Below are 15,274 nucleotides of genomic sequence, written 5' to 3'. Positions count from 1 at the left end.
GGGGCTCCGCTTCGCCATCCGCGAAGGCGGCCGCACCGTCGGCGCCGGCGTCGTCGCCAGCATCGTGAAATAGGCGGGCCGGCCCGGCCGCCGGCCGGGCCGTTTTCGGCATTTGGCTGCCGGATCGTGCCTGGCACGTCTGGACAGCCTGCGCCGGCTCGGCTATTCCCGCCGTCCTGGCTGCGGGCATAGGGGCGTAGCTCAATTGGCTAGAGTGCCGGTCTCCAAAACCGGAGGTTGTGGGTTCGAGACCCTCCGCCCCTGCCAAGCCCGCAGACTATCCACCAAGACCGCAGTATTTCGGTCGGGTGGTGCCCAGGGCGGGCACCGCTCGCGCAGCATTCCACCCGAGCCCAGAGGTTCTTCGCGTTGGCCAAGTTCGATCCCGCACTCTACGTCCGGGAAGTGCGGACCGAGGTGGCCAAGGTCACCTGGCCGTCCCGCAAGGAGACCCTGATCACGACCGGGCTGGTGCTCGCCATGTCGGCGCTGGCGGCCGTCTTCTTCCTGGTCGTCGATCAACTCATCGCCCTGGCGATGCGCGGCCTATTCGGGATCGGGTGAGGGAACCGCAGAAATGGCCGACAAGCGCTGGTACGTGGTCCATGTCTACTCCGGCTTCGAGAAGAAGATCGCGCAGCAGATCAAGGAACAGGCCGCCCAGAAGGGGCTGGCCGACCAATTCGACGAGATCCTGGTCCCCGCCGAGGAAGTGACCGAGGTCCGCCGCGGCCAGAAGGTGAATTCCGAGCGCAAGTTCTTCCCCGGCTACGTCCTGGTGAAGATGGCCATGTCGGACGATGCCTGGCACCTGGTGAAGGACACCCCCAAGGTCACCGGCTTCCTCGGCGCCCGCAACAAGCCCGCCCCGATCACCGAGGCCGAGGCGATCCGCATCGTCAACCAGGTCAAGGAAGGCGTGGACAAGCCGCGCAAGCCCGCCGTGGTCTTCGAGATCGGCGAGCAGGTCCGCGTCGCCGACGGTCCCTTCACCAGCTTCATGGGCACGGTCGAGGAAGTCGACGAGGAGCGCGGCCGGGTGAAGGTTTCGGTCAGCATCTTCGGCCGCTCCACCCCGGTCGAGCTGGAATACACGCAGGTCGAGAAGGTCTGAGCTTCGCGTATACGCGGGCCCGCCCCGCAGGCTAGCCTCGCCGTCGCCCGGGCCGCAGAGCCCGGCGGGAAACGGCGGAAGGCGGCCTGCCATGGCGAGGACCCGTAGACGCGCATTGGCCCGGGGCGCGGGCCTGCCGCTGCTCCGCCCCCTCGGGCGGCCCGCCGCTGCTGCGGTGGATTCGTCTCCCGCCCGCCCCATCACCTGGGTGGTGCCCGGCGGCCCGCACCCCGGACGGGGTGGTCGCGCGGCTGGCGGCGGCGACCCGCGCGGCCCTCGCCGACCCTGAGGTGAAGGCGCTGTTCGACACCACCGGCACCATCAACTGGGGCGGGGTCGATGGCCCCGCCCTGGGCCTGGCGCTGGAGGCGGAGATCCCCCGCATGCGCCAGCTCATCGGCCGGATGGAGGCCAGGCCGGGCTGATCCGGGCCGGCCTCCCCCCCCTTGGTTCAGCGCCGCGGCTGGCCCTGGCCGCCGAGCAGGCTGCCCAGCAGACCGCCCAGCCCGCCGCTGCCGAGGTCCGTCTCGCGCTCCGGCACCCGGCCCTGCGGCGTCAGCTTGTCGACGAAATCGGGCAGCAGGCGGCTGACCTCCTGCATCAGCCCGCCGCGGTCGGTCCCGGCCTCGCGGGCGGCCGCGTCGATATCCTTCGGATCGAAGGCGCGCGACAGCTCGTCGGCCGATACGCTCTGGTTCGGCCCGGGCTGGACCCAGCTGTCCACCTTGCCCTCCATGCCATGGCCGCGCAGGCCGCCGAGCAGGCCGCCGAGGCCGCCGAGGATCCCGCCGCCGGCCGCCGACCCGCCGCCGCCGAGCAGCCCGCCGAGGAGGCCGCCGCCCGCCGCCGCACCGGCGCCGCCGCCGAGCAGCCCGCCCAGGATGTCGCCGAGGCCGCCGCCCTGGCCACCGCCTTGGGCAGGCGCGGCCTGGCCCTCGGCCGGGGAGGGGGCAGTGGCCTCGGCCGCTGATCCCCGGGAGTGCTTCATCAGCTGCTGCACCAGCAGCGCGATCGCCGCCATCTGCAGCCCGCCCGACATGCCGCCGGCCAGCCCGCCATCCGATTTGCCGAAGAGATTCTCGCCCATGGTCCACCACTCCCTGTGTTGTCCCGGCCACCAACGCCGGGGACCGCCCGAAGTGGCGGCCAGGCGCGGGGAATTGCCCGTTCCGGCGCGGAACCGGAGCGCGCCCGCCGGCTTTAGCCCGCGCATTGGAAAGGATCCTGTCATGGGTATCATCGGCACAATCGTGATCGGCTTCCTGGCCGGCTTGGTCGCGAAATTCCTCCACCCCGGGCGTGACCCGGCCGGCTTCATCATCACCACCCTGCTCGGCATCGTCGGCGCCGTGGTGGCGACCTATCTCGGCCAGGCGGTCGGCTGGTACCGGGCCGGCGAGGGCGCGGGCTTCCTCGGCGCGGTCGTCGGCGCTGTCATCGTGCTCTTCATCTACAACATGGTGACCCGGCGCTCGGCCGGCAGCAGCCTCTAGGCTGCGGCGACAGACCGGCGGGTGCGGCGCGGGGAGGCTTGACTCTCCCGCCGGACCCGCCCATACGCCCCCGCTCACTCGACCGAGACGCGGGAGGCGGCTGGCCCTGGTTCGGGCCGGTGCCGTTGGCACCGCGGCTCCCTGACCGCAGGGACCACCATGGCCAAGAAGATCACCGGCTACATCAAGCTGCAGATTCCCGCCGGCAAGGCGAACCCCTCGCCGCCGGTCGGCCCGGCGCTGGGCCAGCGCGGCCTGAACATCATGCAGTTCGTGAAGGAATTCAACGCGGCGACCCAGGGCCTCGAGCCCGGCACGCCGACGCCGGTGGTCATCACCGCCTTCTCCGACCGCACCTTCGCCTTCATCACCAAGACGCCGCCGAACACGCACTTCCTGCTGCGCGCCGCCGCCATCACCAAGGGCAGCACCACGCCGGGCAAGGGCGGCAGCGTCGGCCGGGTCACCAAGACCCAGCTGCGCGAGATCGCCGCGATCAAGATGAAGGACATGAACGCCAACGAGGTCGAGGCGGCGGTCAGCATGTTGGCAGGCTCGGCCCGGTCCATGGGCCTCACCGTGGTGGAGGCGTAAATCATGGCCAAGCAGGGCAAGCGCCTCAAGGCGATCTACGCGTCCATCGACCGTGACGCCGTCCTCCCGCTGACCCAGGCGATCAGCCTGATCAAGGCGAACGCGAAGGCGAAGTTCGACGAGACCGTCGAGATCTCGATGAACCTCGGCATCGACCCGCGCCACGCCGACCAGATGGTCCGCGGCGTGGTCGGCCTGCCGAACGGCACCGGCAAGACCGTCCGCGTCGGCGTCTTCGCCCGCGGGCCGAAGGCCGAGGAGGCCCTGGCCGCCGGCGCCGACGTGGTCGGCTCCGACGACCTCGCCGCTGCCGTGCAGGAAGGCAAGATCGAGTTCGATCGCTGCATCGCCACCCCGGACATGATGGGCCTGGTCGGGCGGCTCGGTAAGATCCTCGGCCCGCGCGGGCTGATGCCGAACCCCCGCCTCGGCACCGTCACCATGGACGTCAAGGGCGCCGTCACCGCCGCCAAGGCCGGCCAGGTGGAGTTCCGCGCCGAGAAGGCTGGAATCGTGCACGCCGGCATCGGCAAGGTCAGCTTCGACGAGGAGAAGCTCCTCGAGAATGCCCGCGCCTTCGTCGACGCCATCCAGCGGGCCCGCCCGGCCGGCGCCAAGGGCACCTACGTGAAGAAGGTCTCGGTGGCCTCCTCCATGGGCCCGGGCGTGAAGGTCGACATCGGCACCCTCAGCGCCGCCACCGCCTGAAGGCATTCGCCCGCCCCTCGGGGCGGGCGCGCAGGGATGGCCCGCAAGGGCCGTCCCGAAACCTGTCCGAGACCACGGGTAGCCCCAGAAGGGGCCTTAAGGGAACTCCGGTTCCGCCAGTGGTAGACGGGGTGCGAAACCATCCCCGCCGACCGGGACCAGCTCCCGGCGGCGCAATGGCTTGGCAGTCCGGCTCAGACAGGCGAACCGGGATCGGGGGCATTCCGCCTTCGGTCCCCGTGTGAACCGGCCGTAGCCCCTCCACCAGGCGACGGCCACCGACGGAGACGGGATTTGGACCGCACGGAAAAGCGCGAGTTCATCGCCCAGCTCGCCACGGTATTCGCTGATACTTCCTTCGTGCTCGTCGCCCAGAACAAGGGTCTGACGGTCGCCGAGGTGAGCAATCTGCGCCGCCGCATGCGCGATGCCGGGGCGACGTACAAGGTCGCGAAGAACCGGCTGGCCACGCTCGCCCTCGACGGCACCCGCTTCCAGGGCATCTCGCCATTGCTGAAGGGTCCGACCGCGCTCGCGTGGTCGAAGGATCCGGTGGCCGTGGCCAAGACCGCCGTGGAGTTCGCCAGGGGTAACGACAAGTTCGTCATCCTGGGCGGCGCACTCGGGACCCAGGCCCTGAACCCCGATGGGATCAAGGCACTGTCCGAGCTGCCGTCGCTCGAGACGCTGCGGGCGCAGCTGCTGGGTCTGATCCAGACCCCGGCAACGCGCATCGCCGGGATCCTGCAGGCTCCTGGTTCGCAGCTGGCACGGGTGTTCGCGGCCTTCGCCAAGAAGGACGCAGAGGACGGGGCGGAAGCCGCCTGACCTGACTGAGTGGACTAAACCCCAGGGTGGAATTCGCGGGCCTGGCCCGGCGATGCGCCCGGGGTGTTGCAAACCGCACGCCAAGCCATTAGATCAAAGGGTACACAGACATGGCCGATCTCGCAAAGCTGGTCGATGAGCTCTCCAGCCTGACCGTCCTGGAAGCCGCTGAGCTCTCCAAGATGCTGGAAGAGAAGTGGGGCGTCTCCGCCGCGGCTCCGGTCGCGGCCGCGGCGGCCCCTGCTGCTGCCGGCGCCGCCGCCGCGCCTGCCGAGGAGCAGACGGAGTTCACCGTCACCCTCGCCAAGGCCGGCGACAAGAAGATCAACATCATCAAGGAGATCCGTACGATCACCGGTCTGGGGCTGAAGGAAGCCAAGGACCTGGTCGAGGGCGCCCCGAAGGTGGTGAAGGAGGCTGCGTCGAAGGACGAGGCCGCCAAGATCAAGAAGGTCCTGGAAGAGAACGGGGCGACCGTCGAGGTCAAGTAAGGTCGCTTCTGCTGCAATCCCAACCCCGGGCGTCCGTTGCCGGGGTTGGGGTCCTACTATCGGAGGTGCGGGCGGGAACCCAAGGGGTTGCCGCCCGTGCTGCCGTTTCATCCTCCCGGCATGGGGATGCGGCGGCCAAGGGACGGGAATGCGGCACGCGTCGGGTCGCGGGCTGGGCGAGAGGGATACGGGACAGGCATGAACGCTATCACGAAGTCGTTCACCGGGCGCAAGCGCATCCGCAAGAGCTTCGGGCGGCTGCCCGAGGTGGCACCGATGCCGAACCTGATCGACGTGCAGCGGGCTTCCTACGAAGCCTTCCTGCAGATGGAGGTCAATCCTGACGCACGCACCCATACCGGGTTGCAGGAAGTTTTCAAATCGGTTTTCCCGATCGACGACTTCGCCGGCCGCGGCCGGCTGGAATTCGTCCAGTACGAGCTCGAGGAGCCGAAGTACGACGTCGAGGAGTGCATCCAGCGCGGGCTGACCTTCGCCGCCCCGCTGAAGGTCCGCCTGCGCCTGATCGTCTGGGACGTGGATGAGGACACCGGCAGCCGGTCCGTCCGCGACATCAAGGAGCAGGACGTCTACATGGGCGACATGCCCCTGATGACGGACAACGGCACCTTCATCATCAACGGCACCGAGCGCGTCATCGTCTCCCAGATGCACCGCAGCCCGGGCGTCTTCTTCGACCACGACAAGGGCAAGACCCACAGCAGCGGCAAGTACCTCTTTGCCGCGCGCGTCATCCCCTACCGCGGCTCCTGGCTCGACTTCGAGTTCGACGCCAAGGACATCTGCTACGTCCGCATCGACCGCAAGCGCAAGCTGCCGGCCAGCACCCTGCTGCTGGCGCTGGACAGCGAGCGGACCGAGGCGCTGCGCGTCGAGAAGGGCGCCATCGCCCTGGAGCCGAACGAGATCCGCGGCATGGATGCCGAGGAGATCCTCAACTGCTTCTACGGCCAGGTGGCCTTCACCCGCGGCCCTTCCGGCTGGTCGCGTCCCTTCGATCCCGAGGCCTTCCGCGGCATCAAGCTGTCGGAGCCGCTGGTCGATGCGAATACCGGGCAGGTGGTGGCCGAGAAGGACGCCAAGCTGACCCCGCGCGCCGCCCGCAAGATCGCCGAGGGCGGCACCACCGAGGTGCTGGTCGGCCGTCCCGACCTGCTGGGCCGCTTCGTCGCTGAAGACCTGGTCAACATGGAGACCGGCGAGATCTGGGCCGAGGCCGGCGAGGAGCTGACCGAGCCGAAGCTGGCGGCGATCGAGACCGCCGGCCTCGACCGGCTTCCGACGCTCGCCATCGACCAGAGCGTGGGTCCCTGGATCCGCAACACCCTGACGGTGGACAAGAACACCAGCCGCGACGAAGCGCTGATGGACATCTACCGGGTCATGCGCCCGGGCGAGCCGCCGACGCCGGAGACCGCCGAGACCCTGTTCCGCGGCCTGTTCTTCGACGGCGAGCGCTACGACCTCTCCTCGGTCGGGCGCGTGAAGATGAACATGCGCCTCGGCTTCTCCGCCGAGGAGGTGGCCGACACGGTCCGCACCCTGCGCAAGCAGGACATCATCGCCACCATGCGCGTGCTGCTCGAGCTGAAGGACGGCCGCGGCCAGATCGACGACATCGACAACCTCGGCAACCGCCGGGTGCGCTCGGTCGGCGAGCTGATGGAGAACCAGTACCGCGTCGGCCTGCTCCGGATGGAGCGCGCGATCAAGGAGCGCATGGGGTCGGTCGACATCGACACCGTCATGCCGCACGACCTGATCAACGCCAAGCCGGCGGCGGCGGCGGTGCGGGAGTTCTTCGGCTCCAGCCAGCTCAGCCAGTTCATGGACCAGACCAACCCGCTCTCGGAAGTGACGCACAAGCGCCGCCTCTCCGCGCTCGGACCTGGCGGCCTGACCCGGGAGCGCGCCGGCTTCGAGGTGCGCGACGTGCACCCGACCCACTACGGCCGCATCTGCCCGATCGAGACGCCGGAAGGCCCGAACATCGGCCTGATCAACTCGCTCGCCACCTTCGCCAAGGTGAACAAGTACGGCTTCATCGAGACCCCGTACCGGCTGGTGCGGGACGGCAAGATCGTCGGCGAGCCGCGCTACCTCTCCGCCATGGAGGAGGAGCGCCTGGTCGTCGCCCAGGCCGATGCCGAGGTCGATACGGCGACCGGCCAGTTCCTCTCGGAGCTGGTCTCGGTCCGCCAGGGTGGCGACTTCCGGCTGGTGAAGCCGGAGGAGGTCACCGCGATCGACGTCTCGCCGAAGCAGCTCGTCTCGGTCGCCGCGGCGCTGATCCCGTTCCTCGAGAATGATGACGCCAACCGCGCGCTGATGGGCTCCAACATGCAGCGCCAGGCGGTGCCGCTGGTGCGCGCCGATGCGCCGCTGGTCGGCACCGGCATGGAAGCGGCGGTCGCCCGGGATTCGGGTGCGACCATCGTCGCCAAGCGCGACGGCGTGGTAGACAGCATCGACGGTGCCCGTATCGTGGTGCGGGCGACCGGCGACGACGGCACCACCCGTGGCGTCGACATCTACCGGCTGCGCAAGTTCCAGCGCTCCAACCAGAGCACCTGCATCAACCAGCGCCCGCTGGTGAAGGTGGGTGACGGCGTGCGCGGCGGCGAGATCATCGCCGACGGGCCGAGCACCGAGCTGGGCGAGCTGGCGCTGGGACGGAACGTCCTGGTCGCCTTCATGCCCTGGAACGGCTACAACTTCGAAGACAGCATCCTGATCTCCGAGCGGATCGCCAAGGACGACGTCTTCACCTCGATCCACATCGAGGAATTCGAGGTCATGGCCCGCGACACCAAGCTGGGCCAGGAGGAGATCACCCGGGACATCCCGAACGTCGGCGAGGAAGCGCTCCGCAACCTCGACGAGGCCGGCATTGTCTACATCGGCGCGGAAGTGCAGCCGGGCGACATCCTGATCGGCAAGGTGACGCCGAAGGGCGAGAGCCCGATGACGCCGGAGGAGAAGCTGCTCCGCGCCATCTTCGGCGAGAAGGCTTCCGACGTGCGCGACACCTCGCTGCGGCTGCCGCCGGGCGTCGCCGGCACCATCGTCGACGTCCGCGTCTTCTCCCGCCGCGGCGTGGACAAGGACGAGCGCGCGATGGCGATCGAGCGCGCCGAGATCGAGCGGCTGGCCAAGGACCGCGACGACGAGAAGTCGATCCAGGAGCGGTCCTTCCACAGCCGGCTGCGCGAGCGCCTGCTGAACCGCAAGGCCTCGGGCGGCTTCCGCGGCGTCAAGGCCGGCACCGTCATCGACGATACGGTGCTCGACCAGTTCGCCAAGGCGACCTGGCGCCAGATCGGCGTCCAGGACGATGCCGCCATGGCCGAGATCGAGGCGCTGAAGCGGGAATTCGACGCCGCCGTCGAGCGCCTGCAGAAGCGGTTCGAATCGAAGGTCGAGAAGCTCCAGCGCGGCGACGAGCTGCCGCCCGGCGTGATGAAGATGGTCAAGGTCTTCGTTGCGGTGAAGCGCAAGCTGCAGCCGGGCGACAAGATGGCCGGCCGGCACGGCAACAAGGGCGTGGTCTCCCGCGTCGTACCGGTGGAGGACATGCCCTTCCTCGAGGACGGCACCTCGGTCGACATCGTGCTGAACCCGCTGGGCGTGCCGTCGCGCATGAACGTCGGGCAGATCCTCGAGACCCATCTCGGCTGGGCCTGCGCCACGCTGGGCAAGCAGGTCGGCGAACTGGTCGAGGAGTACCGCCGGTCCGGCGCCATGCGGCAGGAGCTGCTCGACCTGCTGAAGGACGTCTACCGCGACGCCAACAAGGCCAACCCGGACGAGATCTTCGACGAGCAGATCGCGCCGATGAGCGACGACCAGCTCATCGAGATGTCGGAGAACCTGAAGAAGGGCATCCCGATCGCGACGCCGGTGTTCGACGGCGCCCGCATGGCCGACATCGAGGGCATGCTGGCGCGGGCCGGGCTGGAAAGCTCGGGCCAGGTCTGGCTGACCGACGGGCGGACCGGCGAGATCTTCGAGCGGAAGGTGACGGTCGGCATCATCTACATGCTGAAGCTGCACCATCTGGTCGACGACAAGATCCACGCCCGCAGCATCGGCCCCTACTCCCTGGTGACCCAGCAGCCGCTGGGTGGCAAGGCGCAGTTCGGTGGCCAGCGCTTCGGCGAGATGGAGGTCTGGGCGCTTGAAGCCTATGGCGCCGCCTACACCTTGCAGGAAATGCTGACGGTGAAATCCGACGACGTCTCCGGCCGTACCAAGGTCTATGAGGCGATCGTCCGGGACCAGGACAATTTCGAGGCCGGCATCCCGGAAAGCTTCAACGTCCTGGTCAAGGAATTGAAGTCGCTCGGGCTGAACGTCGACCTCGAGACCCGCGGCAACTGATCTTGCCGCAAACACCCTTTCTGCGCGGCCGCCCCGGGAAACCGGTGGCGGCAGGCTGGACCAAAAGGAAGGCCGCATGAACGAGCTGATGAAGATCCTGGGCCAAACCGGCCAGGCGATGACCTTCGACCAGATCAAGATCTCCATTGCCAGCCCGGAGCAGATCCGCTCCTGGAGCTACGGCGAGATCAAGAAGCCGGAGACCATCAACTACCGTACCTTCAAGCCGGAGCGGGACGGGCTGTTCTGCGCCCGCATCTTCGGCCCGATTAAGGACTACGAGTGCCTCTGCGGCAAGTACAAGCGGATGAAGTTCCGCGGCATCATCTGTGAGAAGTGCGGCGTCGAGGTGACGCTGGCGAAGGTGCGCCGCGAGCGCATGGGCCATATCGAGCTGGCCTCGCCGGTCGCCCATATCTGGTTCATGAAGTCCCTGCCCAGCCGTGTCGGCCTCATGGTTGACATGACGCTGAAGGAGCTGGAGAAGGTCCTCTACTTCGAGTCTTACGTGGTGCTCGAGCCTGGCCTGACCGATCTGAAGCTGCATCAGCTGATGACCGAAGACCAGTACCAGACGAAGATGGACGAGTTCGGCGAGGATGCCTTCACCGTCGGCATCGGCGCCGAGGCGGTGAAGCAGATGCTCACCGGCATCGATAGCGGCAAGGAAGCCGTGCGGCTGCGCGCCGACCTCAAGGAGACCACCTCCGAGGCGAAGCGCAAGAAGCTGGTCAAGCGGCTGAAGCTGATCGAGGCCTTCGCCGAGAGCGGCGCCAAGCCCGACTGGATGATCCTGAACGTCGTGCCGGTGATCCCGCCCGAGCTGCGCCCGCTGGTGCCGCTGGATGGTGGCCGTTTCGCGACCTCGGACCTGAACGACCTCTATCGCCGCGTCATCAACCGCAACAACCGCCTGAAGCGGCTGATCGAGCTGCGGGCGCCGGACATCATCGTGCGCAACGAGAAGCGCATGCTGCAGGAAGCGGTGGATGCGCTGTTCGACAACGGCCGCCGCGGCCGCGCCATCACGGGGGCCAACAAGCGTCCGCTGAAGTCGCTGTCCGACATGCTGAAGGGCAAGCAGGGTCGGTTCCGGCAGAACCTGCTCGGCAAGCGCGTCGATTATTCCGGCCGGTCGGTGATCGTCGTCGGTCCCGAGATGAAGCTGCACCAGTGCGGGCTGCCGAAGAAGATGGCGCTCGAGCTGTTCAAGCCCTTCATCTACTCGAAGCTCGAGAAGTACGGCCACGCCACCACCATCAAGGCCGCCAAGCGGATGGTGGAGAAGGAGCGTCCCGAGGTCTGGGACATCCTCGAGGAGGTGATCCGCGAGCATCCGGTCATGCTGAACCGGGCGCCGACGCTCCACCGCCTCGGCATCCAGGCGTTCGAGCCGGTGCTGGTCGAGGGCAAGGCGATCCAGCTGCATCCGCTGGTCTGCACCGCCTTCAACGCCGACTTCGACGGCGACCAGATGGCGGTCCACGTGCCACTGAGCCTGGAGGCGCAGCTCGAAGCCCGCGTGCTGATGATGTCGACCAACAACATCCTCAGCCCGGCCAACGGCAAGCCGATCATCGTGCCGAGCCAGGACATCGTGCTCGGCCTCTACTACCTCAGCCTGGAGACGCCGGAGTTCCGCGTCGCCGATGAGCAGAAGGCGCCCGCCTATTCCACCATGGGCGAGATCGAGCAGGCCATGGCGCATGGCTCGCTCCAGCTGCACACCAAGATCCGCATGCGGCGCCAGGCGATGGACCGCGACGGCAAGCTGGTGATGGAGCGGGTGGCGACCACGCCGGGCCGCGTCATCATGGGCCAGCTGCTGCCGCTGCACCCGCAGCTGCCCTTCAGCCTGATCAACCGCCAGCTGACGAAGAAGTCCATCTCGGACGTCATCGACGCGGTCTACCGGCACTGCGGCCAGAAGGAGAGCGTGATCTTCGCCGATCGCCTCATGGGCATCGGCTTCCGCCAAGCGGCGAAGGCGGGCATCTCCTTCGGCAAGGACGACATGATGATCCCGGCCGAGAAGACCGGGATGATCGCCAAGACCAAGACCGAGGTGAAGGAGTTCGAGCAGCAGTACCTCGACGGCCTGATCACCGCGGGCGAGCGCTACAACAAGGTGGTCGACGCCTGGTCGCGTTGCACCGAGGAAGTGGCGCAGGCGATGATGAAGGAGATCTCCCGCCAGGAGATCGGCCGTCCCACCAACAGCGTCTGGATGATGTCGCACTCCGGTGCGCGTGGCTCGCCGGCGCAGATGCGCCAGCTCGCCGGCATGCGCGGGTTGATGGCCAAGCCCTCGGGCGAGATCATCGAGCAGCCGATCATCTCCAACTTCAAGGAGGGGCTGACGGTCCTCGAGTACTTCAACTCCACCCACGGCGCCCGCAAGGGCCTCGCGGATACGGCGCTGAAGACGGCGAACTCCGGCTACCTGACGCGGCGTCTGGTGGATGTGGCGCAGGACTGCATCATCGTGATGAACGACTGCGGCACCGAGCGCGGCATCACCGTCCGGCCGGTGATGGACGGCGGCGAGGTCATCTCCTCGCTCTCCGAGCGGATCCTGGGTCGCGTGTCACAGCGTGACGTCATCGACCCCGCCACCGGCGAGGTGCTGATGGTCAGGAACAAGCTGATCGAGGAGCCGGATGCCGAGCGCATCGAGGCGGCGGGCGTGGAGGAGATGTACATCCGCTCCGTCCTCACCTGCGATGCCGGCGTCGGCGTCTGCGGCCATTGCTATGGCCGTGACCTGGCGCGCGGCACCCCGGTCAACGTCGGCGAGGCGGTGGGCGTCATCGCCGCGCAGTCGATCGGCGAGCCGGGCACGCAGCTGACGATGCGGACCTTCCACATCGGCGGCGCGGCGCAGCGTGGCGCCGAGCAGTCCGCGGTCGAGGCGACCAACGACGGCACGGTCAAGATCGCCAACCGCAACGTGGTGGCGAACAGCGCCGGCGCGCCGGTGGTGATGAGCCGGAACTGCGAGATCGTGCTGGCGGATGTCGCCGGACGCGAGCGCGCCCGCTACCGCGTGCCCTACGGCGCCCGGTTGCTGGTGGACGAGGGGGCGACGGTGGCCCGCGGCCAGAAGCTGGCCGAATGGGACCCCTTCACCCTGCCGATCATCACCGAGCGGACCGGCCTGGTGGAGTTCGCCGACCTCATCGAGGCGGTGACCCTCTACGAGGAGACCGATCCGGTGACCGGCCTCACCTCCAAGGTGGTGCGCGAGCCGATCGACAAGGCCCGCAACGCCAACCTGCGTCCGCGGCTGCTGCTGAAGTCCGACGACGGGCAGGTGCAGCAGTACTTCCTGCAGCCCTCCTCGGTGCTGAACATCGAGAACGGCGGCACGGTGAAGGCGGGCGACGTGCTGGCCCGGCTGCCGCGCGAATCCTCGAAGACGCGCGACATCACCGGCGGTCTGCCGCGGGTGGCCGAGCTGTTCGAGGCCCGCCGGCCGAAGGACCACGCGATCATCTCCGAGATCGACGGGCGCGTGGAGTTCGGCAAGGACTACAAGGCGAAGCGCCGCATCGTCGTGGTGCCGGAGCAGCAGGGTGACGAGGCCCCGGTGCCGCGGGAATACCTGGTGCCCAAGGGCAAGCACGTCTCGGTGCAGGAAGGCGACTACGTGAAGGCCGGCGACCCGCTCGTCGACGGACCCCGCGTGCCGCACGACATCCTGCGCGTGCTCGGTGTCGAGCAGCTGGCGAACTACCTGGTCAACGAGATCCAGGACGTCTACCGGCTGCAGGGCGTGAAGATCAACGACAAGCACATCGAGGTCATCGCGCGCCAGATGCTGCAGAAGGTCGAGATCCTCGAGGCCGGCGACACGACCTACCTGGTCGGTGAGCAGGTGGATCGGATCGAGTTCGAGGACGAGAACGACAAGCGGCTGGCCGCGAAGGAGCGGCCCGCACGGGCCGAGCCGGTTCTGCAGGGCATCACCAAGGCCTCGCTGCAGACGACCAGCTTCATCTCCGCCGCCTCCTTCCAGGAGACGACGCGGGTGCTGACGGAAGCGGCGACGGCGGGCAAGGTCGACGTGCTGGCCGGCCTGAAGGAGAACGTCATCGTCGGCCGGCTCATCCCGGCGGGTACGGGCTCGGTCATGAACCGGCTCCGGGCGCTGGCAGCCCAGCGGGACAAGGGGCGCCTGCCGGCGGCCCAGCCCGCCCTGCCGGAGCCGTCGGGGCGCCAGGCCGCCGAGTAATCGGTCAGGACGCCGTATTGTTGGAGGGCCGGGTTCCGCAGGGGACCCGGCCCTTTTCTTTTGCCCCGCCTTTTTCCGTCGACCGGGCCCGCTTCCCTTGACTCACCATCCTTCGCCGCGTAGGTAACCGGCCCTGGGCAAGGCTGGGCGCTGTGGCGCCGGACCTGCCAGGACATTGGTCCACAACGCTGCGCGTTCGGCACCGCGATCCTTCCGAGGGTTGCTTAGGCCGAGTGCCGGTCAGGGCGCCCGCCGGCGAGCAACTTGCTCAGCCCGCGCGGGCATCTTGGTCTTGCGCGGTCGCGGGGCTGACGGACGGTACACGAAGGGGCGTCATGCCGACGATCAACCAGCTCATCGCCCAAGGGCGCGAGCCGAATGCGAAGCGGAACAAGGTTCCGGCGCTTCAGGGCTGCCCGCAGAAGCGTGGCGTCTGCACGCGCGTCTACACGACCACACCGAAGAAGCCGAACTCGGCGCTTCGTAAGGTCGCGAAGGTGCGCCTGACAAATGGCTACGAGGTGGTGAGCTACATCCCGGGCGAGGGCCATAACCTGCAGGAGCACTCCGTGGTGCTCATCCGCGGCGGCCGCGTGAAGGATTTGCCGGGCGTTCGCTACCACATCCTGCGCGGCGTGCTCGACACGCAGGGCCTGCCGAAGCGTCGCCAGCGTCGTTCGCTGTACGGCGCGAAGCGGCCGAAGTAGGAGAGAGCAGGAATGTCTCGCCGTCATAGCGCCGAAAAGCGCGAAGTGCTGCCGGACCCGAAGTTCGGGGATCTCGTGCTCAGCCGTTTCATGAACGTGCTGATGTACGACGGCAAGAAGAGCACTGCCGAACGCATCGTCTATGCTGCCATGGACACGCTGAAGCGCCGCGTGGGCCCCAATGGGGATCCGCTGCGCATGTTCCATGAAGCCATGGACAACGTGAAGCCGGCCGTGGAGGTGCGCAGCCGCCGCGTCGGTGGCGCCACCTACCAGGTTCCGGTCGAGGTTCGCCCCGAGCGCCGCCAGGCGCTGGCGATCCGCTGGTTGATCGAATCCGCGCGGAAGCGCGGTGAGAATACGATGGAAGAGCGCCTCTCGGGCGAGCTGATGGACGCGGCGAACAACCGCGGAACGGCTGTCAAGAAGCGCGAAGACACGCACCGGATGGCCGAGGCCAACAAGGCCTTCAGCCACTATCGTTGGTAACATCGCGCTGACGCGCGGGGCGCTGGCAACAGCACGCCCGATCGGGGACAAAGACGATGGGTAAGGCGAAGTTTGAGCGGAACAAGCCGCACTGCAACATTGGCACGATCGGTCACGTGGATCATGGCAAGACGTCGCTGACGGCGGCGATCACCAAGATCCTGGCGAAGACCGGTGGCGCCACGTTCACGGCCTATGACCAGATCGACAAGGCG

General features: G+C 68.0%; 15 protein-coding genes and 1 tRNA gene. 15 read left to right on the top strand and 1 reads right to left on the bottom strand.

All coding sequences use genetic code 11. From position 1 onward, the window contains the following. The 5 genes from QWZ14_RS30030 to QWZ14_RS30010 all read left to right on the top strand — a co-directional run. Window positions 1-73: EF-Tu C-terminal domain-related protein (locus tag QWZ14_RS30030; RefSeq protein WP_290317085.1), on the top strand; the 73-nt coding region annotated here is incomplete at its 5' end. Window positions 74-190: 117 nt separating this feature from the next. Beyond that, window positions 191-267: transfer RNA gene (locus tag QWZ14_RS30025), tRNA-Trp, on the top strand. Window positions 268-369: 102 nt separating this feature from the next. Then, complete coding sequence (secE, locus tag QWZ14_RS30020) at window positions 370-564, top strand: preprotein translocase subunit SecE (RefSeq protein ID WP_290320738.1); 195 nt, start codon at window positions 370-372, stop codon at window positions 562-564. A gap of 13 nt (window positions 565-577) precedes the next feature. Beyond that, window positions 578-1,114, top strand: coding sequence for a transcription termination/antitermination protein NusG (nusG, locus tag QWZ14_RS30015; protein WP_290320737.1), 537 nt, complete (start codon window positions 578-580; stop codon window positions 1,112-1,114). Window positions 1,115-1,353: 239 nt separating this feature from the next. Then, window positions 1,354-1,539: a hypothetical protein gene (locus QWZ14_RS30010; RefSeq protein WP_290320736.1), complete on the top strand. Its 186-nt coding sequence runs from the start codon at window positions 1,354-1,356 to the stop codon at window positions 1,537-1,539. A 26-nt stretch (window positions 1,540-1,565) separates the two neighbouring features. Here the strand turns inward: QWZ14_RS30010 and QWZ14_RS30005 are convergent, their stop codons facing one another. Next, window positions 1,566-2,201: a YidB family protein gene (locus tag QWZ14_RS30005; RefSeq protein WP_290320735.1), complete on the bottom strand. Its 636-nt coding sequence runs from the start codon at window positions 2,199-2,201 to the stop codon at window positions 1,566-1,568. A gap of 142 nt (window positions 2,202-2,343) precedes the next feature. Between QWZ14_RS30005 and QWZ14_RS30000 the strand changes: the two genes are divergently transcribed. The 10 genes from QWZ14_RS30000 to QWZ14_RS29955 form a co-directional block, all read left to right on the top strand. After that, window positions 2,344-2,607, top strand: coding sequence for a GlsB/YeaQ/YmgE family stress response membrane protein (locus QWZ14_RS30000; protein ID WP_290320734.1), 264 nt, complete (start codon window positions 2,344-2,346; stop codon window positions 2,605-2,607). Between the two features lie 159 nt (window positions 2,608-2,766). Next, entirely contained in the window at window positions 2,767-3,201 is a 435-nt protein-coding gene (rplK, locus tag QWZ14_RS29995; protein WP_290320733.1) for a 50S ribosomal protein L11, read from the top strand. 3 nt (window positions 3,202-3,204) lie between these two features. Beyond that, window positions 3,205-3,909: a 50S ribosomal protein L1 gene (gene rplA / locus QWZ14_RS29990; protein ID WP_290320732.1), complete on the top strand. Its 705-nt coding sequence runs from the start codon at window positions 3,205-3,207 to the stop codon at window positions 3,907-3,909. 294 nt (window positions 3,910-4,203) lie between these two features. Continuing rightward, complete coding sequence (gene rplJ / locus QWZ14_RS29985; RefSeq protein WP_290320731.1) at window positions 4,204-4,737, top strand: 50S ribosomal protein L10; 534 nt, start codon at window positions 4,204-4,206, stop codon at window positions 4,735-4,737. Between the two features lie 110 nt (window positions 4,738-4,847). Then, window positions 4,848-5,228, top strand: a complete 381-nt coding sequence (rplL, locus tag QWZ14_RS29980) for a 50S ribosomal protein L7/L12 (protein ID WP_290320730.1) — start codon at window positions 4,848-4,850, stop codon at window positions 5,226-5,228. Window positions 5,229-5,426: 198 nt separating this feature from the next. After that, complete coding sequence (gene rpoB, locus QWZ14_RS29975; RefSeq protein ID WP_290320729.1) at window positions 5,427-9,629, top strand: DNA-directed RNA polymerase subunit beta; 4,203 nt, start codon at window positions 5,427-5,429, stop codon at window positions 9,627-9,629. Window positions 9,630-9,705: 76 nt separating this feature from the next. After that, complete coding sequence (gene rpoC / locus QWZ14_RS29970; protein WP_290320728.1) at window positions 9,706-13,863, top strand: DNA-directed RNA polymerase subunit beta'; 4,158 nt, start codon at window positions 9,706-9,708, stop codon at window positions 13,861-13,863. 335 nt (window positions 13,864-14,198) lie between these two features. Then, window positions 14,199-14,570 carry a 30S ribosomal protein S12 gene (gene rpsL / locus QWZ14_RS29965; RefSeq protein WP_043337543.1) on the top strand — a complete coding sequence of 124 codons (372 nt, stop codon included), beginning with the start codon at window positions 14,199-14,201 and terminating at the stop codon, window positions 14,568-14,570. Between the two features lie 12 nt (window positions 14,571-14,582). Further along, window positions 14,583-15,059, top strand: coding sequence for a 30S ribosomal protein S7 (gene rpsG / locus QWZ14_RS29960; protein ID WP_290320727.1), 477 nt, complete (start codon window positions 14,583-14,585; stop codon window positions 15,057-15,059). Window positions 15,060-15,115: 56 nt separating this feature from the next. Further along, window positions 15,116-15,274 (top strand): GTP-binding protein (locus QWZ14_RS29955; protein WP_290320739.1); only part of this gene is annotated, 159 nt, incomplete at its 3' end.

This window comes from Paeniroseomonas aquatica (assembly GCF_030409335.1).
Classification (GTDB): domain Bacteria; phylum Pseudomonadota; class Alphaproteobacteria; order Acetobacterales; family Acetobacteraceae; genus Belnapia; species Belnapia aquatica.
The sequence above is the reverse complement of the archived record's forward strand: the minus strand, read 5'-3'. Positions and strand labels throughout refer to the sequence as shown.

Bases quoted from the DNA above. Each gene is read 5' to 3' on its own strand.
- rpoC (WP_290320728.1), top strand. From the start codon at position 9,706: ATGAACGAGCTGATGAAGATCCTGGGCCAAACCGGCCAGGCGATGACC.
- QWZ14_RS30000 (WP_290320734.1), top strand. From the start codon at position 2,344: ATGGGTATCATCGGCACAATCGTGATCGGCTTCCTGGCCGGCTTGGTC.
- rplL (WP_290320730.1), top strand. From the start codon at position 4,848: ATGGCCGATCTCGCAAAGCTGGTCGATGAGCTCTCCAGCCTGACCGTC.
- rpoB (WP_290320729.1), top strand. From the start codon at position 5,427: ATGAACGCTATCACGAAGTCGTTCACCGGGCGCAAGCGCATCCGCAAG.
- rplA (WP_290320732.1), top strand. From the start codon at position 3,205: ATGGCCAAGCAGGGCAAGCGCCTCAAGGCGATCTACGCGTCCATCGAC.
- nusG (WP_290320737.1), top strand. From the start codon at position 578: ATGGCCGACAAGCGCTGGTACGTGGTCCATGTCTACTCCGGCTTCGAG.
- rpsL (WP_043337543.1), top strand. From the start codon at position 14,199: ATGCCGACGATCAACCAGCTCATCGCCCAAGGGCGCGAGCCGAATGCG.
- rpsG (WP_290320727.1), top strand. From the start codon at position 14,583: ATGTCTCGCCGTCATAGCGCCGAAAAGCGCGAAGTGCTGCCGGACCCG.
- QWZ14_RS30005 (WP_290320735.1), bottom strand. From the start codon at position 2,201: ATGGGCGAGAATCTCTTCGGCAAATCGGATGGCGGGCTGGCCGGCGGC.
- rplK (WP_290320733.1), top strand. From the start codon at position 2,767: ATGGCCAAGAAGATCACCGGCTACATCAAGCTGCAGATTCCCGCCGGC.